Source organism: Streptomyces sp. NPDC090127 (assembly GCF_044746945.1).
Classification (GTDB): domain Bacteria; phylum Actinomycetota; class Actinomycetes; order Streptomycetales; family Streptomycetaceae; genus Streptomyces.
This window is the reverse complement of record NZ_JBIVDE010000001.1, coordinates 990,789-1,013,682: the sequence shown is the minus strand read 5'-3', so window position 1 is coordinate 1,013,682 and position 22,894 is coordinate 990,789. Positions and strand designations below refer to the sequence as shown.

23 protein-coding genes are annotated in these 22,894 nt (G+C 71.3%); 14 read left to right on the top strand and 9 right to left on the bottom strand.

What is annotated here, in order from left to right:
• The first annotated feature begins 14 nt into the window (after positions 1 to 14).
• The 10 genes from ACIPPS_RS04490 (at position 15) to ACIPPS_RS04445 (ending at position 11,337) form a co-directional block, all read left to right on the top strand.
• Complete coding sequence (locus tag ACIPPS_RS04490; protein ID WP_401426706.1) at positions 15 to 908, top strand: N-acetylneuraminate synthase family protein; 894 nt, start codon at positions 15 to 17, stop codon at positions 906 to 908.
• A gap of 299 nt (positions 909 to 1,207) precedes the next feature.
• Positions 1,208 to 2,401 carry a hypothetical protein gene (locus tag ACIPPS_RS04485; RefSeq protein WP_401427211.1) on the top strand — a complete coding sequence of 398 codons (1,194 nt, stop codon included), beginning with the start codon at positions 1,208 to 1,210 and terminating at the stop codon, positions 2,399 to 2,401.
• A 116-nt stretch (positions 2,402 to 2,517) separates the two neighbouring features.
• Positions 2,518 to 3,738 (top strand): amidohydrolase, encoded by a 1,221-nt coding sequence (locus ACIPPS_RS04480; protein ID WP_401426703.1) that lies wholly within the window; start codon positions 2,518 to 2,520, stop codon positions 3,736 to 3,738.
• A gap of 292 nt (positions 3,739 to 4,030) precedes the next feature.
• Complete coding sequence (locus ACIPPS_RS04475; protein WP_401426700.1) at positions 4,031 to 5,068, top strand: BMP family protein; 1,038 nt, start codon at positions 4,031 to 4,033, stop codon at positions 5,066 to 5,068.
• A gap of 196 nt (positions 5,069 to 5,264) precedes the next feature.
• The gene (locus ACIPPS_RS04470; protein WP_401427209.1) at positions 5,265 to 6,857 is read left to right on the top strand and encodes an ABC transporter ATP-binding protein; all 1,593 of its coding nucleotides are present in this window, start codon (positions 5,265 to 5,267) and stop codon (positions 6,855 to 6,857) included.
• A complete protein-coding gene (locus ACIPPS_RS04465; RefSeq protein WP_401426697.1) occupies positions 6,854 to 7,966 on the top strand; it encodes an ABC transporter permease in 1,113 nt (370 codons plus the stop codon). The genes ACIPPS_RS04470 and ACIPPS_RS04465 overlap by 4 nt, the downstream gene beginning before the upstream one ends.
• Entirely contained in the window at positions 7,963 to 9,252 is a 1,290-nt protein-coding gene (locus tag ACIPPS_RS04460) for an ABC transporter permease (RefSeq protein ID WP_401426695.1), read from the top strand. Before ACIPPS_RS04465 ends, ACIPPS_RS04460 begins: the two co-directional genes overlap by 4 nt.
• On the top strand, positions 9,249 to 9,653 hold the full coding sequence (locus ACIPPS_RS04455) for a cytidine deaminase (RefSeq protein WP_401426692.1): 405 nt from the start codon (positions 9,249 to 9,251) through the stop codon (positions 9,651 to 9,653). Before ACIPPS_RS04460 ends, ACIPPS_RS04455 begins: the two co-directional genes overlap by 4 nt.
• 82 nt (positions 9,654 to 9,735) lie before the next feature.
• Positions 9,736 to 11,013 carry a thymidine phosphorylase gene (locus ACIPPS_RS04450; RefSeq protein ID WP_401426689.1) on the top strand — a complete coding sequence of 426 codons (1,278 nt, stop codon included), beginning with the start codon at positions 9,736 to 9,738 and terminating at the stop codon, positions 11,011 to 11,013.
• A 51-nt stretch (positions 11,014 to 11,064) separates the two neighbouring features.
• Positions 11,065 to 11,337, top strand: a complete 273-nt coding sequence (locus ACIPPS_RS04445) for an STAS domain-containing protein (RefSeq protein WP_401426687.1) — start codon at positions 11,065 to 11,067, stop codon at positions 11,335 to 11,337.
• 10 nt (positions 11,338 to 11,347) lie between these two features.
• Here the strand turns inward: ACIPPS_RS04445 and ACIPPS_RS04440 are convergent, their stop codons facing one another.
• The 3 genes from ACIPPS_RS04440 to ACIPPS_RS04430 all read right to left on the bottom strand — a co-directional run bounded on the left by ACIPPS_RS04440 (position 11,348) and on the right by ACIPPS_RS04430 (position 14,458).
• Positions 11,348 to 12,328, bottom strand: coding sequence for a sigma-70 family RNA polymerase sigma factor (locus tag ACIPPS_RS04440; protein ID WP_401426684.1), 981 nt, complete (start codon positions 12,326 to 12,328; stop codon positions 11,348 to 11,350).
• An 82-nt stretch (positions 12,329 to 12,410) separates the two neighbouring features.
• Entirely contained in the window at positions 12,411 to 13,058 is a 648-nt protein-coding gene (locus ACIPPS_RS04435; protein WP_401427207.1) for a L,D-transpeptidase, read from the bottom strand.
• Between the two features lie 137 nt (positions 13,059 to 13,195).
• Positions 13,196 to 14,458, bottom strand: coding sequence for an MFS transporter (locus ACIPPS_RS04430; RefSeq protein WP_401426681.1), 1,263 nt, complete (start codon positions 14,456 to 14,458; stop codon positions 13,196 to 13,198).
• Between the two features lie 62 nt (positions 14,459 to 14,520).
• On the opposite strand from ACIPPS_RS04430, the gene ACIPPS_RS04425 reads away from it, so the two are divergent.
• Positions 14,521 to 15,474, top strand: coding sequence for a LysR family transcriptional regulator (locus tag ACIPPS_RS04425; RefSeq protein ID WP_401426678.1), 954 nt, complete (start codon positions 14,521 to 14,523; stop codon positions 15,472 to 15,474).
• A gap of 22 nt (positions 15,475 to 15,496) precedes the next feature.
• Here the strand turns inward: ACIPPS_RS04425 and ACIPPS_RS04420 are convergent, their stop codons facing one another.
• Complete coding sequence (locus tag ACIPPS_RS04420) at positions 15,497 to 16,273, bottom strand: alpha/beta hydrolase (RefSeq protein ID WP_401426675.1); 777 nt, start codon at positions 16,271 to 16,273, stop codon at positions 15,497 to 15,499.
• A 115-nt stretch (positions 16,274 to 16,388) separates the two neighbouring features.
• On the opposite strand from ACIPPS_RS04420, the gene ACIPPS_RS04415 reads away from it, so the two are divergent.
• Both ACIPPS_RS04415 and ACIPPS_RS04410 read left to right on the top strand, forming a co-directional pair.
• On the top strand, positions 16,389 to 17,543 hold the full coding sequence (locus ACIPPS_RS04415) for an adenosine deaminase (RefSeq protein ID WP_401426672.1): 1,155 nt from the start codon (positions 16,389 to 16,391) through the stop codon (positions 17,541 to 17,543).
• A gap of 182 nt (positions 17,544 to 17,725) precedes the next feature.
• Positions 17,726 to 18,079, top strand: coding sequence for a hypothetical protein (locus ACIPPS_RS04410; RefSeq protein ID WP_401426669.1), 354 nt, complete (start codon positions 17,726 to 17,728; stop codon positions 18,077 to 18,079).
• A gap of 81 nt (positions 18,080 to 18,160) precedes the next feature.
• On the opposite strand, the gene ACIPPS_RS04405 is transcribed toward ACIPPS_RS04410, so the two are convergent.
• From ACIPPS_RS04405 to afsQ1, 5 genes are all read right to left on the bottom strand, one after another.
• Positions 18,161 to 18,367 (bottom strand): PspC domain-containing protein, encoded by a 207-nt coding sequence (locus ACIPPS_RS04405; protein WP_401426666.1) that lies wholly within the window; start codon positions 18,365 to 18,367, stop codon positions 18,161 to 18,163.
• A 90-nt stretch (positions 18,368 to 18,457) separates the two neighbouring features.
• Positions 18,458 to 19,006, bottom strand: a complete 549-nt coding sequence (locus tag ACIPPS_RS04400) for a VanZ family protein (protein ID WP_401426663.1) — start codon at positions 19,004 to 19,006, stop codon at positions 18,458 to 18,460.
• Positions 19,007 to 19,116: 110 nt separating this feature from the next.
• On the bottom strand, positions 19,117 to 19,740 hold the full coding sequence (locus ACIPPS_RS04395; RefSeq protein ID WP_401426660.1) for a hypothetical protein: 624 nt from the start codon (positions 19,738 to 19,740) through the stop codon (positions 19,117 to 19,119).
• A complete protein-coding gene (locus tag ACIPPS_RS04390; RefSeq protein WP_401426658.1) occupies positions 19,734 to 21,227 on the bottom strand; it encodes an ATP-binding protein in 1,494 nt (497 codons plus the stop codon). The genes ACIPPS_RS04395 and ACIPPS_RS04390 overlap by 7 nt, the downstream gene beginning before the upstream one ends.
• The gene (gene afsQ1, locus ACIPPS_RS04385) at positions 21,224 to 21,901 is read right to left on the bottom strand and encodes a two-component system response regulator AfsQ1 (protein WP_181019089.1); all 678 of its coding nucleotides are present in this window, start codon (positions 21,899 to 21,901) and stop codon (positions 21,224 to 21,226) included. The genes ACIPPS_RS04390 and afsQ1 overlap by 4 nt, the downstream gene beginning before the upstream one ends.
• Positions 21,902 to 22,060: 159 nt before the next feature.
• Between afsQ1 and ACIPPS_RS04380 the strand changes: the two genes are divergently transcribed.
• Positions 22,061 to 22,789 carry a SigE family RNA polymerase sigma factor gene (locus ACIPPS_RS04380; RefSeq protein ID WP_401426653.1) on the top strand — a complete coding sequence of 243 codons (729 nt, stop codon included), beginning with the start codon at positions 22,061 to 22,063 and terminating at the stop codon, positions 22,787 to 22,789.
• The last annotated feature ends 105 nt before the right edge of the window (positions 22,790 to 22,894 follow it).

The following is a 22,894-nucleotide window of genomic DNA, read 5'->3' as shown; positions in this document are numbered from 1 at the left end:
GGAACACCAGAACCATGAGCAACCGCCTCCGCACCTTCGGCAGCAAGACCGCGGGCCCCGGCCGGCCTGTCTACGTCACCGGTGAGATCGGCATCAACCACAACGGTGAGCTCGAGAACGCCCTCGCGCTCATCGACGTGGCCGCCGAGGCCGGCTGCGACGCCGTGAAGTTCCAGAAGCGCACGCCCGAGATCTGCACCCCCCGCGACCAGTGGGACATCGAGCGCGACACCCCCTGGGGCCGGATGACCTACATCGACTACCGCCACCGCGTGGAGTTCGGCGAGGACGAGTACCGCGCCATCGACGAGCACTGCGCGAAGCGCGGCATCGACTGGTTCGCCTCCCCGTGGGACACCGAGGCCGTCGCCTTCCTGGAGAAGTTCGACGTCCCGGCCCACAAGGTCGCCTCCGCCTCCCTCACGGACGACGAGCTGCTCCGCGCCCTGCGCGAGACCGGCCGTACGGTCATCCTGTCGACCGGCATGTCCACCCCGAAGCAGATCCGCCACGCGGTGGAGGTCCTCGGCTCGGACAACATCCTGCTCTGCCACGCGACGTCCACCTACCCGGCCAAGGCCGAGGAGCTCAACCTCCGCGTGATCAACACGCTGAAGGACGAGTACCCGAACGTCCCGATCGGCTACTCCGGCCACGAGACCGGTCTCCAGACCACGCTGGCCGCCGTCGCCCTCGGCGCCACGTTCGTCGAGCGTCACATCACCCTCGACCGCGCCATGTGGGGCTCCGACCAGGCCGCCTCCGTCGAGCCGCAGGGCCTGCAGCGCCTGGTCCGCGACATCCGCACGATCGAGACCGCGCTCGGTGACGGCGTCAAGAAGGTCTACGAGTCGGAGCTCGGCCCGATGAAGAAGCTCCGCCGAGTCCAGGGGCCTGTCGCCGTATGACCGGCCGGCTGGCGTTCGTCGAGAGCCCTGTCCAGCTCCTGAACGTCCTGGAGTGGGCCCACGCCCAGTCCCTCACCGTCGGGGGCGCACCCGCCCCCGACGGCCGGGGGGCCGCGATACACGCGGCCACGCCCGCCCACGACGGGCCGCCCGGCCCCGCCGCGCAGAGCCCCGGCTCCGCTGTGCCCGTGACCCTCGCGACCGCCGCGAGCGACGCGGCCCCGGCGGCCGTCGGCACGGACGCCGACCCGGCTCCGATCGGCGTCGGCTCCTCCGGCGGGCCGCCCGCCGGGGCCGTCATGGGGCGCGTCGACGGCGCGCAGGGCGCCACTCCCGCCAGCCCTCACGACCAGCACGACCCTCACAGCTCTCACGACCCTCACGACCAGCACGACCCTCACAACTCTCACGACCCTCACGACCCTCACGACCCTCACGGTCCTCACGGTCCTCACGACCGCCAAGCCCCGCCCCCCGGCGCCGACGACAGCGCGATCTCCGTGCCCGTCGTGCCCGCGCGGGCAGAGCTCACGCTGGTCGTGCTCTCGCCGACCGACCCGATGTCGCGCGGCCAGCTCCGCCGGATGGCGCAGCTGGCCCGCGACGACGGCTTCACCGTCCGCTGGCAGGACGCCCGCGGCGGACGCGGCTCGCTCGCGCAGACCCTGCGGGAGCTCGCGCCGCTGCTGCGCTCCGCGGACCGGGTGATCGTCGGGGACCCGTTCTCCCGCTACGTCCAGCTCCTGCTGACCCTCTTCGCGCCCAAGCACCTCACCGTCGTCGACGACGGCACCGCGACCATGGAGTACGCCGCCCAACTGGCCCGTGGCGAGCGCCTCGTGCGCTGGCACCGGCGCGGCAGCAGGGGGGCGCGCGAGCTCGTGCTCGCCCCGGTCTCCGCCGCCGCCCGCCGCAAGCTGGCCCCCACCCGGCGCCGTACGGTCGAGATCTTCACCTCGCTCCCGGTCCAGCCGCCGCCCGGCACGACCGTCACCCGGAACACCTTCGCCTGGACCCGCTCCCGCTTCGGCCCGCCCCGTCTCACCAAGGGCGCCGACCTGGTCGGGACCTCGCTGGTCGAGACGGGCGTGGTCGACGCCGACCAGTACGCGCTGGCCGTCGCCGAGCTGGCCCGCACGCACGGCGCGACCCGCTACTTCGCCCACCGCAGGGAGTCCACCGAGAAGCTGCACCGGATCGCGGTCGAGACCGGCCTGGAGATCGTCCGGCCCGACCTGCCGCTGGAGCTGATCGCCCGGCGCGGCCCGATCGGCCGTACGGTGGTCAGTTTTCCCTCGACGGTCGTGCACACCCTGCCGCTCGCCCTGGCCGGCACCGGGGTCAAGGTCGCCGTCTGCGAGATCGCTCCCGAGTGGCTCAAGGAGAACGCCTCCCCGCGGGCCCAGGGCTTCCTCGCCGGGGTCACGGGCACCGCGGCGCACGAGGTCGACCGCCTCACGGCCCAGTCCACACAACGGTTCGAATTCGGGTGAGCTTACCCACAAGGGATGGTCATCAAGCCTGGTGGACGGAGTTTCTTTCCCCTATCGGGCTGAACTTTTCGTGATCAACGGGCAGTTGATCTATGAAGGGGCCTACCCTTCAAAAGGTGAACCAGTTGAAGTCCCGTGAGCCCGGCTCCGTCGCTCTGCCCGGAACGCTGTCCGCTTCGCTGCGCGCCGAACTGATCCTCTTCCGGCGCGACTTGCACATGCACCCCGAGCTCGGCAACCAGGAGTTCCGTACGACCGCGGCCCTGAAGGCGCGCCTGGAGGCCGCCGGACTCGCGCCGAAGGTCCTCCCGACGGGCACGGGACTCGTCTGTGACATCGGCACCTGGGACAGAAGCCGCCCCATGCTGGCGATCCGCGCCGACCTCGACGCGCTGCCGATCCCGGACGTCAAGACCGTCGCGTACCGCTCCACCGTGCCCAACCGGGCCCACGCGTGTGGACACGACGTCCACACCACCACGGCCCTCGGCGCCGGGCTCGTCCTCGCCGATCTCGACCGGCAGGGGCTGCTCCCCCACGCCGTGCGGCTGATCTTCCAGCCCGCCGAGGAGGTGCTGCCCGGCGGCGCCGCCGACGCCATCGCGGCCGGTGTGCTGGACGGGGTCGGCCGCATCATCGCCGTGCACTGCGACCCGAAGGTGGACGCCGGCCGCATCGGGCTGCGCCCCGGGCCCATCACCTCCGCCTGCGACCGGCTCGAAGTCACCCTGGACGGTCCCGGCGGCCACACCGCCCGCCCGCACCTCACCACCGACCTGGTCACCGCCGCCGCCCGGATCGCCACCGACGTCCCCGCGCTGCTCGCCCGCCGGGTGGACACCCGCTCCGGCCTCGCGGTCACCTGGGGCCGGATCGAGGCCGGTCACGCCTGCAACGTCATCCCGCAGCACGCCGAGCTCTCCGGCACCGTCCGCTGCCTCGACCTGCCCGGCTGGCGCGACGCCCCCGACCTGGTGCACGCGGCGATCGACGAGATCGCCACCCTCCACCGCGCCAAGTCGACCATCACCTACGTCCGCGGAGTCCCCCCGGTCGTCAACGACCCGGCCGTCACCGAACTGCTCCGGGACGCCATGACCGCCCGGCGCGGCGTGTACGCGATCGAGGACACCGAGCAGAGCCTCGGCGGCGAGGACTTCTCCTGGTACCTGGAGCACGTCCCGGGCGCCATGGCCCGCCTCGGCGTCCGTGCCCCCGGGGACACGACACGCCGGGACCTGCACGCGGGTGACTTCGACGTGGACGAGACGGCGATCGAGGTCGGCGTCGAGTTCTTCACCGCCGCCGCCCTGATCGACGCGGCCCCCCGGCCCTGACCGCCGAGGCCGTCCCGGGCGGTCCGGACGGCCGAAACGCCCTTCACCCGTTCGGCTCAATGGCCCGCGCGTCGCCGCGCGGGCCCGGGCCGGACCCCCGCGCCGCCCTGTATAACCGGCGGTGCCGGGACGGTCGCCCCAAGTGGTCCTCCGGGCGGTCCTCCTGGCCGGTTCGCGACGATCCGATAACGACTCATGAACAGGTCTTTAACTGACATCTACGCGCGTTACGATCCACGCGAAACCAGCGCCGGAAGAGGCGCTTTCGGTCAGTCTCGAAGGGACCCTCCTCTTGCGCCGGGTATCCAAGATCGTTTCCGCGTCCGCAGTGACCGCGGCCCTCGCTCTCACGGCCACCGCTTGTGGTGAGTCGTCCACCGAGTCCGGCTCCGACTCGGGCACCATCAAGGTCGGCATGGCCTACGACGTCGGCGGCCGTGGCGACAACTCCTTCAACGACTCCGCCGCGCGCGGTCTCGACAAGGCCAAGGCGGACCTCGGCGTCGAGACCAAGGAGCTCACCGCCAAGACCGGTGAGACCCCGGCCGACCGTGAGCAGCGCCTCGCCTCCCTGGCCGAGGGCGGGTTCAACCCGGTCATCGGTGTCGGCTTCGCCTACAAGGACGCGATCGACAAGGTCGCGGCCAAGTACCCGAAGACCACCTTCGGTCTCGTCGACTCGGTCTCCGAGGCGAAGAACGTCGACTCGATCGTCTTCACCGAGGAGCAGGGTTCGTACCTCGCCGGTGTCGCGGCCGCCCTCAAGTCCAAGGACGGCAAGATCGGCTTCATCGGCGGCGTCGACATCCCGCTGATCAAGAAGTTCGCCGCCGGCTTCCAGCAGGGCGTGAAGGACACGAAGCCGAACGCCTCGGTCCAGATCCAGTACCTGTCCACCGGTACGGACATGTCCGGCTTCGGCGCCCCCGACAAGGGCAAGGCCGCCGCCAAGGGCATGCTCGACAAGGGCATCGACGTCATCTACGCCGCCGCGGGCGGCTCGGGTGCCGGCGCCATCGAGGCCGTCGCCGCGAAGCCGGGCACCTGGGCGATCGGCGTCGACTCGGACCAGGCCAAGGACCCGGCCCTGTCCAAGTACGCCGGCTCCATCCTGACCTCGGTCGTCAAGAACGTCGACACCGGTGTCTTCGAGCTCGTCAAGTCCGTCCAGGACGGCAAGCCGATCACCGGCACGCACATCTACTCGCTGGCGGAGAACGGCGTTTCGCTGACCACCACGGGTGACCACCTGAAGGACATCCAGGCCCAGATCGACGAGGCCAAGAAGAAGATCGTCGACGGCCAGATCAAGGTCGCGACGACCCTCTGACACATGTCGGAGGGGGGCCCGGAGAGCGGCTTCGGCCGACACTCCGGGCCCCCTTCACACGTACCCCCGTGGGCAGTTGAACGATTTTCCTGATGCTACGCGCGTAGCGCGCGGCCCACAGGGTATTTTTCGCCACCGACAGCGCCTGCGTCCCCCGCCTCATCCTCCTCACGCTCCCTGCCTAGGAGAGTGCGTCATCAAAGCCTCCAGCCCCAGCAGTCCGAACGCCGTAGAACTCCGCGGCATCACCAAGCGTTTCCCCGGAGTCGTGGCCAACCACGACATCGACATCACCGTGCGCCGCGGCACCGTGCACGCCCTCGTGGGCGAGAACGGCGCGGGCAAGTCGACCCTGATGAAGATCCTCTACGGCATGCAGAAGCCGGACGAGGGCACCATCACGGTCGACGGCGAGCAGGTGACGTTCAACAGCCCCGGCGACGCCATCGCCCGTGGCGTCGGCATGGTGCACCAGCACTTCATGCTCGCGGACAACCTCACCGTCCTCGAGAACGTCGCCCTCGGCTCCGAGAAGCTGTACGGCATCGGTGACAAGGCCCGCGCCAAGATCAAGGAGATCTCCGACGCGTACGGCCTCGGCGTCCGCCCCGACGTCCTCGTCGAGGACCTCGGCGTCGCCGACCGCCAGCGCGTCGAGATCCTCAAGGTCCTCTACCGCGGCGCCCGCACCCTGATCCTCGACGAGCCGACCGCCGTGCTCGTCCCGCAGGAGGTCGACGCGCTCTTCGACAACCTGCGCGAGCTCAAGGCCGAGGGTCTGACCGTCATCTTCATCTCGCACAAGCTGGGCGAGGTCCTGTCGGTCGCCGACGACATCACCGTCATCCGGCGCGGTACGACGGTCGGCACCACCGACCCGAAGCACACCACGACCAAGCAGCTCGCCGAGCTGATGGTCGGCGCGGAGCTGCCCTCGCCGGAGACCCGCGAGTCGACGGTCACCGACGTGCCGATGCTGACGGTCCAGGACCTGTCGCTGAGCGCCGTCGACCCCGACGGCGTGGTCCGCGCCGTCCTCGACGGCATCACCCTCACCATCCACAAGGGCGAGGTACTCGGCATCGCCGGTGTCGAGGGCAACGGCCAGTCCGAACTCGTCGACACGATCATGGGCATGCGCACCACCGACCGCGGTGTCGTGACCCTCGACGGCGCCGACATCTCGGCCGCGCCGACCCGCAGGCGGCGCGAGGAGGGCATCGGCTGCATCCCCGAGGACCGCCACCGGCACGGCCTGCTCCTGGAGGCCCCCCTCTGGGAGAACCGCATCCTCGGCCACGTCACCGAGAAGCCCAACTCCAAGGGCCCGATCCTCGACATCAAGGCCGCCCGCAACGACACCGAGCGGATCGTCCGCGAGTACGACGTCCGTACCCCCGGTATCGACGTCACCGCGGCCTCCCTCTCCGGCGGCAACCAGCAGAAGCTGATCGTCGGCCGCGAGATGAGCCACGACCCCAAGCTGCTGATCGCCGCGCACCCCACCCGGGGCGTGGACGTCGGCGCGCAGGCGCAGATCTGGGACCAGATCCGCGAGGCGCGCCGCGAGGGTCTGGCGGTGCTGCTGATCTCCGCCGACCTGGACGAGCTGATCGGCCTCTCCGACACCCTGCGCGTCATGTACCGCGGGCGTCTGGTCGCCGACGCCGATCCGGCGACCATCACCCCGGAGGAGCTCGGCTCGGCCATGACCGGCGCCGCCGCCGGTCACCTTGAGCACGATGAGAGCCCTGAGGGCACCGACGGCCCGGAGGACGAGGCCCGATGAAGAAGTTCGACAAGGAGCGGGTGCTCCTGGGCATCGCGGCGCCGCTGCTCGCGATCGTCGCCGCCTTCCTGATCACCGCCCTGGTGCTCGCGGCCACCGGCAAGGAGCCGTTCAGCGCCTTCGGGATCATGTTCGACTACGGCATCAAGTCGGACAGCCAGGTCTACATCATCAACAAGGCGACGACGTACTACCTGGCGGGCATCGCGGTGGCCATCGGCTTCCGCATGAACCTGTTCAACATCGGTGTCGACGGCCAGTACCGGCTCGCGGCCTTCTTCGCCGCCGCCGTCGGCGGCGCGCTGACCCTGCCGGGCATCGTCCAGATCCCGCTGATCATCATCACCGCGATGATCGTCGGCGCGATGTGGGCGGGCATCGCCGGTCTGCTGAAGACCACCCGGGGTGTCAGCGAGGTCGTCTCGACCATCATGCTGAACTTCATCGCGACCTCGATCATCGCCTACCTCCTCCAGCCCGGCCGCCTCGGCCACCTGGACGCGGCCGGCACCAAGGTCGCCACCACCCCGCTGCCGGAGTCCTCGCGCTTCTTCGAGTTCCCGACCACGCCGACCCCGATCTACGGCTTCGTCGTGATCGCGGTCATCGCGGGCATCGCGTACTGGTTCACGCTCTCCCGCACCCGCTTCGGCTTCGACCTGCGCACGGTCGGCCGGTCCGACACGGCCGCCGCGGCCAGCGGTGTCAACGTCAAGAAGATGGTCGTCACCTCCATGCTGATCTCCGGCGCCATGGCCGGTCTGATCGGTATGCCGACGCTGCTCAACGACTCGTACGAGTTCGGCGGTGACTTCCCCGTCGGCATCGGCTTCACCGGTATCGCCATCGCCCTGCTCGGCCGCAACCACCCGGTCGGCATCGCGCTCGCCGCGATCCTCTGGGCCTTCCTGGAGCGTGGCGGCCAGCAGCTGGAGTTCGAGGACTACGACCGGGAGATCGTCGGCGTCATGCAGGGCGTCATCGTCCTCTGCGTCGTCATCGCCTACGAAGTCGTCCGCCGCTACGGCCTCAAGCGCCAGCAGCGTCAGGTCGGCGAGAAGCTCGCGGCCCAGGCCCGTTCCAACGACTCGACGGAGGTGTCGGCGTGAGCGCCACGGCGACTTCCACCCCGCCGCCCGCGGCACCCAAGGCGGCCGGTGGCAAGGGCGGCCGCACCCGCCTCTCCCTGCCCTGGATCCTGCTGATCGTCGCGGGCGGGCTCATCGCCCTCTCCGCGGTCCGGGCCATCACCGGGGCGCAGGACCTCACCTCGGCCGGCCAGATCAGCGCCGCGCTCTCGCTCGCCGTGCCGATCGGCCTCGCCGGTCTCGGCGGTCTGTGGGCCGAGCGCGCGGGCGTGGTCAACATCGGCCTCGAAGGCATGATGATCCTCGGCACCTTCTTCGGTGCCTGGGCCGGCTGGCAGACCAGCCCCTGGCTCGGCATCCTCGCCGGCATCGTGGGCGGCATGTTCGGCGGTCTGCTGCACGCGGTCGCCACCGTCACCTTCGGCGTCGACCACATCATCTCCGGCATCGCGATCAACATCCTGGCCGTGGGCATCACCACCTACTTCGCCAAGCTGTGGTTCAACACCGGCGAGGCCGCGGCCAAGGGCGGCAGCCCCAAGCAGTCCCCGCCGGCCGACGAGATCACCTCGGTCACCGTGCCGGGTCTCTCCGAGTGGCTGGCCGACATCGAGAAGCACCACTGGTTCCTGGTCTCGGACATCGCCGGCATCCTCGGCGGTCTGGTCACCAACCTCTCGGTGGTCACGATCATCGCCGTGCTCCTGGTGATCGCCACGTTCTTCGTGCTGTGGAAGACCTCGTTCGGTCTGCGGCTGCGTTCCTGCGGCGAGAACCCGATCGCGGCCGAGTCACTCGGCGTCAACGTCTACAAGTACAAGTACATCGCCGTGATCGTCTCCGGCGGTCTCGCCGGCCTCGGCGGCGCCTTCCTGTCGCTGGTCACCTCGCACATCTACAACGAGGGCCAGACCGGCGGCCGCGGCTACATCGGCCTCGCGGCGATGATCTTCGGCAACTGGCGTCCGGGCGGTCTCGCCATGGGCGCGGGCCTGTTCGGCTTCGCCGACGCGCTCCAGCTGCGCAGCGGCGGCGAGTCCGTGCACGCGCTGCTCCTGCTGCTGTTCGCCGTCCTCGTGGTCATCGCCGCGTGGAAGGCGTACAAGAAGCGCTGGATCACCTCCGCGATCGCCCTCGTCATCGGCGTCGGCGTCTTCATCTGGTACATCGGTACCGACACCGTCCCGGTCGAGTTCGTCGGCGCCACGCCGTACGTGGTCACGCTGCTGGTCCTGGCGCTCTCCGCGCAGCGCCTGCGGATGCCCAAGGCGGACGGCATGCGGTACCGCAAGGGCGAGGGCAAGTGACCTCGCCCGTCTCCGACGCCGACTGGGAGGCCCTGCGGGCGGAGGCCCGGGACGCCATGTCCCGCGCCTACGCCCCGTACTCGGGCTACCCGGTCGGCGCGGCCGCCCTGGTCGACGACGGCCGGATGGTCTCCGGCTGCAACGTGGAGAACGCCTCGTACGGCCTCGGGCTGTGCGCGGAGTGCGGGCTCGTCTCGCGTCTCCAGGCCACCGGCGGCGGCCGGCTGACCCACTTCGTCTGCGTGGACGGCGAGGGCGCGCCCCTGGTGCCGTGCGGACGTTGCAGGCAGCTGCTGTACGAGTTCGGCGGCCCCGAACTCGTCCTGGAGACCCCGGCCGGGTTCGTCACGCTGGCGGAGATGCTCCCGCAGGCCTTCGGCCCCGGCCACCTCGCGAAGTAAGACCTCGGAGCGGCCCTTCCGGCACGATGGGAGGGCCGCTCCTTCCTCTTCCCCCTCTATGCGCGTAGAAAGAGGCACCACCATGGACGTCATCTCCGTCATCCGCACCAAGCGGGACAAGGGCGAGCTGAGCCCGGAGCAGATCGACTGGGTCATCGACGCCTACACCCGCGGCGTGGTCGCCGACGAGCAGATGTCCGCCCTGGCCATGGCGATCCTGCTGAACGGCATGAACCGCGCGGAGATCGCCCGCTGGACCGCCGCGATGATCGCGAGCGGCGAGCGCATGGACTTCTCCTCGCTCTCCCGCCCCACGTCCGACAAGCACTCCACCGGTGGCGTCGGCGACAAGATCACCCTCCCGCTCGCCCCGCTCGTCGCCGCCTGCGGCGCGGCCGTGCCGCAGCTGTCGGGCCGGGGCCTCGGCCACACCGGCGGCACGCTCGACAAGCTGGAGTCCATCCCGGGCTGGCGCGCGCTGCTCTCCAACGCCGAGATGCTGGACGTCCTGGACACCACCGGCGCGGTGATCTGCGCGGCGGGCGACGGCCTCGCTCCGGCCGACAAGAAGCTCTACGCGCTGCGCGACGTCACGGGCACCGTCGAGGCGATCCCGCTGATCGCCAGCTCGATCATGTCGAAGAAGATCGCCGAGGGCACGGGGTCGCTGGTCCTGGACGTCAAGGTCGGCTCGGGCGCCTTCATGAAGAACCTCGCGGACGCGCAGGAGCTGGCCCACACGATGGTCGGCCTCGGCACGGACAGCGGTGTGAAGACGGTCGCGCTGCTCACCGACATGTCGACCCCGCTCGGCCTGACCGCGGGCAACGCCCTGGAGGTCCGCGAGTCCGTCGAGGTCCTGGCCGGCGGAGGCCCGGCGGACGTCGTCGAGCTGACGATCGCGCTGGCCCGCGAGATGCTCGACGCGGCCGGCATCAAGGACGCCGACCCGGCGAAGGCGCTGGCCGACGGCTCGGCGATGGACGTCTGGCGCCGGATGATCGCGGCCCAGGGCGGCGACCCGGACGCGACCCTGCCCGTCGCCCGCGAGCAGCACGTCGTGACGGCCGCGTCCTCGGGCGTCCTGACCCGCCTCGACGCGTACGACATCGGCATCGCCGCCTGGCGCCTCGGTGCGGGCCGCGCCCGCAAGGAGGACCCGGTCCAGGCGGGCGCCGGCGTCGAGCTGCACGCCAAGCCGGGCGACACGGTCACGGCGGGCCAGCCCCTGCTGACCCTCCACACGGACACCCCGGAGAAGTTCGACTACGCCCTGAAGTCCCTGAGCGCCTCCTGGGACATCGCCCCCACGGGCACGGCGTTCACCGCGAAGCCGATCGTGCTCGACCGCATCGCCTGAGGCAGAGGGCCCGCTCCGATGAGTTCCGGCCGTCGGACGGGTCTGACTGGTGTGGACACCAGCCGACCGCTCGTACTGACCCTGGCAGCCCGCGCCACCCCCGAGGAGGTGGCGCGGCTGTGCGCCCTGCTCGAAGGGGCCGCGCCGACGGATGTCATCTGCGACGTCGGTGGGCTTGTCCACGCCGATCTCGCCGCCGTGGACGCCCTCGCCCGGCTGCGGCTCACCGCCCGGCGGCTCGGGCACCGCCTCCGGTTCCGGGGGACCGGAGGCGAGCTGCGTCTCCTCCTCGGCCTGGTCGGCCTCGCCGACGCCGTCCTGTGAACCAGGCGCGTCAGGCGTCGAGCCGCTCCGGCAGGTCGAAGAGCGGGAACCACCGCTTGGTGTCCAGGAAGAAGTCCATCCCGCCGACCTTGCCGTCCCGCAGCTCCAGGACGATCAGCGCCCACGGGCTGTACCCGCCCTCCGGGTCCGGGTGGTAGTGCGCGAACGCCGGCGAGCCGTTCGCCACGGTCGGCACCAGCTTCGAGCCCCGGCACACGTCGCCGACGCCGAGCATCCAGCCCACGATGTCGTCGTGGCCGCGCAGCCACAGGTCGTACGGCGGCATGGACATCGTCGCGTCCTCGTGCAGGAGCGCGGTCAGCGCCTGCATGTCGTACCCCTCGAAGGCCGCGACATAGCGCTCCAGGAGCTCCTTCTGCTCCTCGTCCAGGGGGTTCGCCGGGTCCGAGACCGCCGGTTCGTTCTCCGCGATCGTCGCGCGCGCCCGCTGCAGCGCGCTGTTCACCGAGGCGACGGAGGTGTCGAGCAGTTCGGCGACCTCGCTCGCTTTCCAGGCCAGCACCTCGCGCAGGATCAGCACGGCCCGCTGCTTGGGCGGCAGGTGCTGCAGGGCCGCGACGAACGCGAGCCGCACGGTCTCGCGCGACACCGCCGTCTCCGCCGGGTCGGCCACCGACGGCAGCACCCGCCCGTCCGGCACCGGCTCCAGCCAGGTGATCTCCGGCCTCGCGGTCAACTGCGCCTGCGCGACCGGCGTGGCGGCGGTCAGATCCATCGGCCTGGCCCTTCTGTTCCCCGCGTTGAGCGAGTCCAGGCACACGTTCGTCGCGATGCGGTACAGCCAGGAGCGCAGACTGGAGCGCCCCTCGAAGGAGTCGATGGACCGCCAGGCGCGGACCATCGTGTCCTGCACGGCGTCCTCGGCCTCGAAGGAGGAGCCGAGCATCCGATAGCAGTAACCGGTCAGCTCCGTGCGGTACTTCTCCAGCTCGGAGTTCCGGTCCTCGGTCGCGGTCACCAGATCACTCATGCAGGTCCACCCCAGTCGCCCCTCACCGGCACCGGTGCTGTGCCGATGAGGGGAAGCTACCGCAGCGCACTGACAGCGGGGGTCAGGTTCCCGGCTTCCGCCCGTAGACGTGGACGTCGTCGCCGTTCTTCAGCAGGTTCCAGTAGGCCTTCGCGTCGGCCGGACGCATGTTGACGCAGCCGCCCGAGCCCGGCGGGTTCCACATGGACTTGGTCGTGGAGTGGAAGGCCTGGCCGCCGTCGAAGAACTGCGAGTACGGCATGGAGACGTGGTAGATCGTCGACCAGTGGTTGATGTTGCGCCAGTAGATCTTCTTGGCGCCCGTACGGGTCTCGGTCCCGTCCTTGCCCGTGCGCACCGGCACCGGGCCGTACTTCAGGGTCTTGCCGTCCTGGATCCAGGACAGCTGCCGCGTCAGGTCGACGCAGGCGATCCGGCCCTTGTCGGTCGGGCACTTCCCGGCCTTGTTCGGGTTCTTGCCGGCCGCCTTCTGCTGGAGCATCGTGTCCATCGTCCGCCAGGTCAGCGGCCCGGCGAAGCCCGCCGTCGGGGTGATGCCGTGCGTGCGCTGGAAGGACTGGATCGCCTTGCAGTCGGCGAGCGACTGCTTCCCGTCGACCGTCCGGCCCAGGAACTTCTCGACCTGCTTCTGGTACGGGCCCGTCGTCACGTTGCACGACGCGGCCTGGGCCGTCCCCGAGCCGAGGGCGACCGTCAGCGGCACCACCATCGAGGTGATGCCGAGGACGATCCCGGCCCGCTTGCGTATCCCGTTCATGATCACCAACTCCCCCTAGGGTCCTATGCCCTAGGACGGCCGGGGGAGCCTCACGGTTGTACGGATCCGGTACCGGATCGGCTACGCCGTCAGTGCGCCGTGCGCAGGTGCGGACGCCGCGCCTCGACCCGGGCGCTGTGGGTGCCGTAGAGCGTGATCGACACGACGCCGAGGACCGCGACCAGGCCCAGCAGGACCGTGCCCGCCCAGCCGCCGGAGTGGAAGGCGATCGCGCCGAGCGTGCCGCCCACACTGCTGCCGACGTAGTACGCGGACTGGTAGAGCGCCGACGCCTGCGCCCGGCCGGTCGTCGCGGTCCGGCTCACCGAGGACGAGGCGACCGCGTGCCCGGCGAAGAAGCCGGCCGTGATCAGGACCAGGCCCGCCAGGACCGCGGGGAGGCTGTCGGCGAGCGAGAGGAGCAGCCCGGCCGCAGTCGTGCCGACCGCCAGGTAGAGCGCCCCGCGCCGGCCGAGCCGGCCGACCAGCTTCCCCGCCGCCGCGGAGGAGACCGTACCGACGAGGTACACCAGGAAGATCGAGCCGATCACGCCCTGCGGCAGCGAGAACGGGGCCTCGACGAGGCGGTAGCCGATCACGGTGTAGACCGCGCCGAAGACCGTCATGAACAGGGCGCCGATCGCGTAGAGCCGCACGAGCAGCGGGTCGGCGAGGTGGCCGCGGACCGTCGCCGCGAGCGCCTTCGGGTTGAGCGAACCGGGCGTGAAGTTCCGGGCCTTGGGGATGAGGAGCCGGAACGCGACCGCGCAGGCCACCGCCATCAGGCCGACCGCGAGGAGTCCCGCGCGCCAGCCCCACATCTGCGCCACCCAGCCGGTGACGATCCGGCCGCTCATGCCGCCGATCGAGTTGCCGGCGACGAAGAGGCCGATCGCGGCGATCAGCGCCTTCGGCCGCACCTCCTCGGCCAGGAACGCCATCGCCGAGGCCGGCAGGCCCGCGAGCGCCGCGCCCTGGACGGCGCGCAGGGCGACCAGCCACTCCAGGTTCGGTGCGAAGGGGACGAGCAGCCCGACGCCGACCGCGACGGCCAGCGAGACGGTCATCATCCGGCGTCGGCCGAAGCGCTCGGACAGGGCGCTCATCGGCAGGACGAGGAGGGCGAGGGCGCCGGTCGCGGCGGAGACCGTCCAGGAGGCGGCGGAGGCGCTCGCGCCGAACTCGGCGGAGATCGCGGGGAGGAGGGCCTGGGTGGAGTAGAGGAGAGCGAAAGCGGCGAGACCGGCGGCGAAGAGCGCGAAGCTCATCCGGCGGTGGCCGGGTGCTCCGGGGGCGAGGCGGGTGTCGGCGGCCGTGCTGGTGGCGGCCGCCTTGGTACTGGCGGAAGGCATGTCTCGAACGTAGGACGATTCGTTTCATGCGTCCAATGCATGGAACTGCTGTAATCGTTCCCATGGTGCATGAGTACAGGTCACAGGGTCGGCTGTCACCGAGTAGTTACGAAGAAGACATGGGGCTGCTGCTCGCGCCCCGGCTCGCGTACTTCGCGGCGGTGGCCCGGCACGAGCACGTGACCAGGGCGGCGGCCGAGATGGGGGTGCCGCAGTCGACGCTCTCACGGGCGATGGTCCGGCTCGAACAGGACCTCGGGGTGGCCCTGTTCGCCCGCAGGGGCCGGACGGTCTCGCTGACCCCGGCGGGCCGGACGTTCCTCGGCTCGGCCGAGCGGGCGCTCGCGGAGGTGGAGCGGGCCGCCGACTCCGTACGGGCGGACGCCGACCCGACGGCGGGGCGGGTCGCCTTCGGCTTCCTGCACACGATGGGCTCCGAGACGGTCCCGGCGCTGATCCGGGCCTTCCGCGTGAACCACCCCCGGGTCCGTTTCACGCTCGTCCAGAACTACGGCGAGGCGATGATCGAGCGGCTGCGCGCGGGCGATCTCGACCTGTGCCTGACCTCGCCGGTCCCGGACGCCCCCGACCTGGTGGCCCGCCGCCTGGACGAGCAGCGGCTGCGCCTGGTCGTCCCCGACGACCACCGCCTCGCCGCCCGCAAGCGGGTCCGCCTCGCGGAGGCGGCCGACGAGACGTTCGTGACCCTGGAGCCCGGCTACGGGCTGCGGCGCATCACGGACGACCTGTGCGCCGAGGCCGGCTTCACACCCCGCGTCGCCTTCGAGGGCGAGGAGGCGGAGACCCTGCGCGGTCTGGTCGCGGCGGGCCTCGGCGTCGCCCTGCTCCCACCGCCGGCCGTCCCGCGCCCCGGTGTCGTCGAGCTGACCGTGACGGCCCCCCGCGCCGTCCGCGAGATCGGGGTCGCCTGGCTGGACGGCCACCCCGACACCGCGCCGGTGGCCGCCTTCAAGAAGTTCCTCCTGAGCAAGCGAGGCAGCCTCCTGCCGGAGTAGCGCGGGTGCGGGGTGGGGCCCGCTAGCGCAGCAGCGCTCGCCCGAAGCCCGCCGCCAGCGGCATCCGCAGACCCAGCGGCGGCGGGGCCGCCAGGGCGTCGGCGACCGGGCGGGCGTACCGGCGGGCGAAGAGGGAGCCGAGCACGAAGTCGGCGGCCAGGGCGCGGATCTCCTCGTCGTACTGGCGCAGCGCGTGGCCGTCCGAGTGGACCTCGAAGCGGCAGGTGTCGCGGTTCGCCTTCTTCGCCCGCTCGGCCAGCCGGTACGACAGCTCCGGGTCCGTCCACGCGTCGTTCGTGCCGTGCACGATCAGGACCCGCCGGCCCACCAACTGCCGTACGGGCTCCGGCTCCGCCGCCACGTCGTCCTCCGGCAGCCACGGCGCGAGCGCGAGGACCGCGTCGACCGCCGGGTGCCCCGCGGCCCGCAGCGCCGCCCGCCCGCCCATCCCGTGGCCGGCCAGGCAGACCGGGACGTCGCCGTAGCGCCGTACCGCCTCCGCCACCGCCCAGGAGGCGTCCGAGGCCAACTGGGCGTCCGTGCCGTTCCAGCCGCGCCCCCGGTAGCGCACCACGTGCACCACCAGCCCTTCCCCGCGCCCCGCCCTGGCCAGTCGGCGGCCCAGCGGCAGCAGCGCCGCGTGCGCCCTGACCGAGGCGCCCCGGGCGGACGCGACCTCCCCGTCCGGGAGGAGCAGGACCACACCGCCCACCGTCGTACCGGGGTGCGATGCGCCGACGGGCCGTCCGAGCCGGGGTGTCCGGCCTCCTGCGGTCCCTACGAGTGCGGAGTGCGCCATGGCAGAACAGTCTCAGAAGCCGAGGTGTACGCCATCCGTACGCGCGGTCACTGTTACGTATCGACAGGTGAGTTGAGGAGGCGCGCTCTACGCGCGTAGGGGCTAGAGTGCGGCAATGACGAGCCAGACCCACAGCGTCCCCACCGCGGACCAGATCCGCCGCGCCCCGAAGGTGCTCCTCCACGACCACCTCGACGGCGGGCTGCGCCCCGGCACGATCATCGAACTCGCCCGCGCCCACGGCTACGACCAACTCCCCGAGACCGAGCCCGACAAGCTCGGCATCTGGTTCCGCGAGGCCGCCGACTCCGGCTCCCTGGAGCGGTATCTGGAGACCTTCGCGCACACCTGCGCCGTCATGCAGACCCGCGAGGCCCTGGTCCGCGTCGCCGCCGAGTGCGCGGTGGACCTCGCCGAGGACGGCGTCGTCTACGCCGAGGTGCGCTACGCCCCCGAGCAGCACCTGGAGGCTGGGCTCACCCTGGAGGAGGTCGTGGAAGCGGTCAACGAGGGCTTCCGCGAGGGCGAGCGGCAGGCGCGGGCCGACGGCCACCGTATCCGCGTCGGCGCCCTGCTGACCGCCATGCGGCACGCGGCCCGTGCCCTGGAGATCGCCGAACTGGCCAACCGCTACCGCGACTCCGGCGTCGTCGGCTTCGACATCGCGGGCGCCGAGGCCGGCTACCCGCCCACCCGCCACCTCGACGCCTTCGAGTACCTCAAGCGGGAGAACAACCACTTCACGATCCACGCCGGCGAGGCCTTCGGGCTGCCCTCGATCTGGCAGGCGCTCCAGTGGTGCGGTGCCGACCGCCTCGGGCACGGCGTCCGCATCATCGACGACATCGAGGTCGCCGACGACGGCTCGGTGAAGCTCGGCCGGCTCGCCGCGTACGTCCGGGACAAGCGCATCCCGCTGGAGATGTGCCCGACCTCCAACCTGCAGACCGGCGCCGCCGACTCCATCGCCGAGCACCCGATCGGGCTGCTGCGCCGCCTGCACTTCCGGACCACCGTCAACACCGACAACCGGTTGATGAGCGGGACGAGCATGAGCCGTGAATTCGAGCTGCTGATCGAGGCGTTCGACTACACGCTCGACGACATGGCGTGGTTCACCGTCAATGCGATGAAATCAGCGTTCATTCCTTTCGATGAACGTCTGGCCATGATCAACGACGTGATCAAGCCTGGATATGCCGAGCTGAAGTCCGAATGGCTGTTCAGGCAGACTGCCACGACCAGCGAGTCTGCGGGCCAGGAGGGCTGAGCGAGAGCTTCGGCGCGGAGCCGGGGGCGGCCGGGAACATCTGACCGGCCGCCTTTCGGTGTTTGCGGGAGCGTCATCCGGTGGCTAAGTTGCAAAGCCGCTCCGCATTCCCCGAATTACCTGCTTTACCCGCTCTCCCCGAAGCTCCAAGAACCCCGAAATCCGCTAAGGATGATTTTCTGATGAAGCAGTCTGCCGCCAAGACGCTCGGTGTCGCCGCTCTCGGTGCCGCTTTCGCCGCCGCCGCCGCGGGCACGGCCACCGCCGCCCCGGCGCTGCCCGCCGCCCCTGACGCGCTCGGCCTGGTCACCTCGACCGTGCCGCTGGGTGACGGCCTCACCGAGCTTCCGCAGGGCGCCACCGAGTCCCTCCTCGGCGGCCAGGCCGCCGTCGGCCAGGGCGCCAAGGCCGTCCCGGCCGCCGCCGGCCAGGCGCTGGAGCACGCGCCGCTCGACGGTGCCACCGGCGCGCTCGCCAACACCCCCGTGGGCGGCCTGCTCGGCGGCCTGCCCGTCGGCTCCCTGCCGATCGGCTGATCCACGCCGTCCCGTACGCCGATGGGGCGCTCACCCGGACCGGGTGAGCGCCCCATCGGCGTGTGCGTCCGTCCTCGCGCCTTACCAGGCGGTGCCGGCGCTCGCCGTCTTCTCCGACGGGAGCAGCAGCCACAGCGCCAGGTACAGCAGGAACTGCGGGCCGGGCAGCAGACAGGAGACGAGGAAGATGACCCGCATGGTGGTGGCCGAGGTGCCGAAGCGCCGTGCCAGCGCTGCGCACACTCCGCCGATCATGCGGCCGTCACGGGGGCGGACAAGTGCGGCCATGGTGGGCTCCTTCGGGAGGTCTTCCGGAAGCCGCTCCGTCGGGCTTCCGATGACTCCATGGTGGCCCCGGCCGGGGGACAAAGCGTCGGTCTACGGGGCGATCCCGACCCTGGGAATCGTCGGGGTCGGCCCCTGAGAACCCTCGTCCCGCAGCAGGGCCGAACCCCGGTCCTGCCTGGTACGCGAGGAGGACCCGCTCCTCCCGCGGTCCCGCCCCCGGCGCAGCCGCGCCCGCCCGGCGGGGACCACCAGCAGATGCGCGAGCGCCACCCCGGCGGTGTTCAGGAGCAGCGAGTCGATGTCCACGACCTGCCCGGGCACGGCGGTCTGGAGCAGTTCGACGGCGAGTGAGACGAGCGCTCCGGCCGCGACCGTACGGGCCAGGGAGGCCCAGGGCGACACATGGAGCCGGCCGTCGGCCATCGGGAGCAGGACCCCGAGCGGGGCCAGGAGCAGCAGCCCCTCACCGAGCCGCCGGGCCGCCTCGGCCGGGCCGAGCAGGAGATCGGCTTGGATCCCGGCGAGTGGGGTCAGGTTCGGCGCGGTCACCCAGGCCACGTCGCGTGGGCGGAGCGTCACCCAGGCGACGAGCAGCAGATGCGCGAGGAGGAGAGCGAACCCCACCACGCGTACGACCACGGCGGCACTGCCGCCCGAACCTTGACGCTGCACGCCCCCCAAGACGCGCCCCGTCCCGGAATCGGTTCCGCCGCGGCCCGGAACACGTCCTTCAGCCCCGTCCGCCCCGCTCAGGACGGCGACGGGGCCGGCAGGGTCAGCGTCGGGGGCGCCGACTCCGGCCGTTCGCGCAGGTCGGTCGTGCAGGCGTAGCGGCGCGGGGCGTAGCGGCCCGGACCGCCGAGGACCACGCTCTGGGCGCCCACGCCCGCCGAGCTGTGCGCGAGGGTGCAGACGATCTGCGACAGCGCCGTCGGCGTCAGGTCCTCGGGCTGGCGGCTCAGCCGCAACGTGTCCACGGGGTCGCCCTGCTGCCCGCCGGTGACGACCAGCGGCCCCTTGACGGCCGTGGAGAACCCGGCCTGCCGCTCGTTCTCCGACGGCTCGCTCAGCAACTGCGTGAGCAGTGCCGACGCCGTGGCGACCGGATTCCCACTCGCCTTCTCCTCCGGCAGCGGCGACCGTCGGTCCACCGCCTCCAACTGCGACCCGCACACCAGGTAGACCCGGACCGGGAGGCCCGTCGAGCGGGAGGTGCTCTCCTCGCCCGCGACGCTGCACGGCACCCGCGAGGGGCCGGGCCCGGCGTCCACCGGCACCGACGTCGTCCTGATCCCGCACCCGGAGCCGAGCGCGGCCACGACCACGACCGCCGACGCCATCGCCGTACGGACTGCTCTGCGGCGGGTCAACACTCCTCCACCCCGTCCTGCTCGTCCTGCTCCTCGTCCTGCGGCAGCCGCAGGACGAAGACCGCGCCGTCGCCGTCCGGCGAGTTCGCGGCGGTGATCGAACCGCCGTGGATCAGCGCGTTCTCCATGGCGATCGACAGACCGAGACCGCTGCCCTCCGACCGCGGCCGGGAGGCGCTCGCCTTGTAGAAGCGGTCGAAGACGTGCGGCAGGACCTCCTCGGGGATGCCCGGGCCGTGGTCCCGTACCGCGATGACCAGCTCGTCGTCCTCGGTGCGCACCGACACCCGTACCGGCGAACCGCCGTGCTTGAGCGCGTTGCCGATCAGGTTCGCCAGGATCACGTCGAGCCGGCGCGGGTCGAGCCGCGCCATGACTCCGCGCTCGGCGTCCAGCTCCACGGCGTCCAGCCAGGCCCGCGCGTCGATGCAGGCGGTGACCTGGTCGGCGACGTCGACGTCGTCCAGGACGAGCCGGGCGGTGCCCGCGTCGAAACGGGTCACCTCCATCAGGTTCTCCACCAGGTCGTTCAGCCGTCGCGTCTCGCTCACCACGAGCGCCACCGCCGGCGCGATCATCGGGTCGAGGTCGTCCTGCTCGTCCTCCAGGACCTCCGTGACGGCCGTCAGCGCCGTCAGCGGCGTGCGCAGCTCGTGGGACATGTCCGCGACGAAACGCCGACTGGACTCCTCCCGCGCGCTCATGTCGTCGACCTTCTTCTGCAAGGACTCGGCCGCGCTGTTGAACGTCCGGGACAGATCGGCCAGTTCGTCCGTGCCCGAGACCCGCAGCCGGGTGTCGAGCTTGCCCTCGCCGAGCCGCCGGGCGGCCTCGCCGAGCCGGTGCACGGGCCGCAGCACGGTCGTCGCCGCGGCCTGCGCGAGCAGCGCGGAGCCGACCAGCGCGAGCGCCGTCGCGATCCCCAACGACCAGGCGAGCGAGTTCAGGTCCGCCCGCTCGGCCTCCAGCGACTTGAACATGTAACCGGTCGGCCCGCCGCCGGTGATCCGCGTCCCGCCGACCAGATACGGCGTCTGTCCGCGCTGGGTCCGCTGCCAGAACAGGTGGTACGGGCGGGCGCCGCCGTCCGTCGCGGGCCGCGCGGTGTCCACCGCGACCCGCAGCGACTCCGGCACGTCGGCCAGCGTGAACGTGTCCGAGTTCGAGGCCCCGATGATCGGCTTGCCCTCGTCCCGCTCCCCGAGCAGCAGCACGCTGTAGCCCGCGCTGCCGCCCGCCATCTGCTCGGCGGTGCGCCGCAGATCCTCCTCGGTGGGACGCGGCGGGAGCGTCGCCGCCCGGTTCTGCATCTCCTGCCGGAAGTCGTTCAGCGCCCCGTCCTGCGTCCGCGTCAGCACCGCCTCGCGGTTCAGCCAGTACGCGATCCCGGACGCGGAGACCGCGGCCGTGAGCGCGACGAGGGCGAAGACGACGACCAGCCGCAGCCGCAGGCTCGTGAAGCGCAGCCCGGCGAATATCGCTCTTCTCACGCAGGGACGTCCAGCCGGTAGCCCACACCCCGGACGGTACGGATCAGGGTCGGCGAGGACGGCACGTCCTCCACCTTGGCGCGCAGCCGCTGGACACAGGCGTCCACCAGCCGGGAGTCGCCGAGGTAGTCGTGCTCCCACACCAGGCGCAGCAACTGCTGGCGCGACAGGGCCTGTCCGGGCCGCCGGCTCAGCTCCAGGAGCAGCCGCAGCTCGGTCGGCGTGAGCTGCAGGTCCTCCCCGTTCTTCGTCACCGTCATCGCCGAACGGTCGATGACCAGCGAACCGAAGGTCGCCGAGTCGGTCGACTCCCGTTCGCCGCGCCGCAGTACGGCCCGGATACGGGCGTCCAGGACCCGCCCCTGGACCGGCTTGACCACGTAGTCGTCGGCGCCGGACTCCAGTCCGACGACGACGTCGATGTCGTCACTGCGCGCGGTGAGCAGGATGATCGGCAGCTGGTCGGTGCGCCGGATGCGCCGGCACACCTCGAAGCCGTCGATGCCGGGCAGCATGACGTCCAGTACGACCAGGTCCGGGCGCTGCTCCTTGAGCAGTTTCAGGCCGTCCTCTCCCGTCGCCGCGGTGGCCACTCGGTGGCCCTGGCGTGACAGGGAGAGTTCGAGGGCCGTGCGGATGGCGTCGTCGTCCTCGATCAGCAACAGGAAAGGCACGGACGTCATTCTGTCCCATGCGGCCACCGACTTCGACTGTGTGGCGGGACCCGCCCCCTGTGACACGGCTGTGACAGTCGGCGGACACCGCGATGAAGTGCCCCGGGCAAGCTTCTTGGCACACGGACCGAACAGACTCCAACCGACGGGGGGCGTGGGATGAACGCACTGCACAGCACCACCTCAAACGCAGTTGTCACGCGCCTCCACGACATCGTCGTGCGGGGCGGTACGGAGAAGTCCGGGGCGGTGAACGTACGGGGGTGCGTTCGCGGCGCCGGGCGTCAGCACAAGGCGCCCTACATGGTCGCCGTGGCTGACGGGGGAGCGGCGTACGGGGAGGTCACGGGGGAGCGGCACTCGGTGTCGGAGGCGGAGTTCACCGCCTACGTCCAGGAACGTCGCGCCTCCCTGTACGCCACCGCCTACCACCTGACCGGTGACCGGTTCGAGGCCGAGGACCTGCTGCAGAGCGCGCTGTTCTCGACCTACCGGGCCTGGGACCGGATCAGCGACAAGGCGGCGGTCGGCGGCTATCTGCGCCGCACCATGACGAACCTGCACATCAGCGCGTGGCGTCGGCGCAAGCTCAACGAGTACCCGACGGAGGAGCTGCCGGAGACGGCGGGCGACACGGACGCGATGCGCGGCACGGAGCTGCGCGCGGTCCTGTGGCAGGCCCTGGCCCGGCTGCCCGAGCTCCAGCGCACGATGCTGGTGCTGCGCTACTACGAGGGCCGTACGGATCCGGAGATCGCGGAGATCCTGGACATCAGTGTCGGCACGGTGAAGTCGAGCATCTGGCGCTCGCTGCGGAGGCTGCGCGAGGACGAGGTGCTGAGCTTCGGCCGTGACGAGGAGGAGTCCTTCGGCGAGCTGGTGGCCTGAAGGTACGGGGGGAACACGGGGGAACCGTACGGGGGTACGGGGGAAAAGGCGCGGGTCGTACAAGCCGGGGGAGCTTGTACGACCCGCGTCGCTTTCCGCTTTTCC

Coding starts and splice junctions, on each gene's coding strand:
- ACIPPS_RS04405 (WP_401426666.1), bottom strand. CDS start 18,367: ATGGCCGCACTTGTCCGCCCCCGTGACGGCCGCATGATCGGCGGAGTG.
- ACIPPS_RS04450 (WP_401426689.1), top strand. CDS start 9,736: ATGGACGTCATCTCCGTCATCCGCACCAAGCGGGACAAGGGCGAGCTG.
- ACIPPS_RS04465 (WP_401426697.1), top strand. CDS start 6,854: ATGAAGAAGTTCGACAAGGAGCGGGTGCTCCTGGGCATCGCGGCGCCG.
- ACIPPS_RS04380 (WP_401426653.1), top strand. CDS start 22,061: ATGAACGCACTGCACAGCACCACCTCAAACGCAGTTGTCACGCGCCTC.
- ACIPPS_RS04425 (WP_401426678.1), top strand. CDS start 14,521: ATGGTGCATGAGTACAGGTCACAGGGTCGGCTGTCACCGAGTAGTTAC.
- ACIPPS_RS04490 (WP_401426706.1), top strand. CDS start 15: ATGAGCAACCGCCTCCGCACCTTCGGCAGCAAGACCGCGGGCCCCGGC.
- ACIPPS_RS04485 (WP_401427211.1), top strand. CDS start 1,208: ATGGGGCGCGTCGACGGCGCGCAGGGCGCCACTCCCGCCAGCCCTCAC.
- ACIPPS_RS04410 (WP_401426669.1), top strand. CDS start 17,726: ATGAAGCAGTCTGCCGCCAAGACGCTCGGTGTCGCCGCTCTCGGTGCC.
- ACIPPS_RS04430 (WP_401426681.1), bottom strand. CDS start 14,458: ATGCCTTCCGCCAGTACCAAGGCGGCCGCCACCAGCACGGCCGCCGAC.
- ACIPPS_RS04440 (WP_401426684.1), bottom strand. CDS start 12,328: ATGAGTGATCTGGTGACCGCGACCGAGGACCGGAACTCCGAGCTGGAG.
- ACIPPS_RS04435 (WP_401427207.1), bottom strand. CDS start 13,058: ATGGTGGTGCCGCTGACGGTCGCCCTCGGCTCGGGGACGGCCCAGGCC.
- ACIPPS_RS04420 (WP_401426675.1), bottom strand. CDS start 16,273: ATGGCGCACTCCGCACTCGTAGGGACCGCAGGAGGCCGGACACCCCGG.
- ACIPPS_RS04415 (WP_401426672.1), top strand. CDS start 16,389: ATGACGAGCCAGACCCACAGCGTCCCCACCGCGGACCAGATCCGCCGC.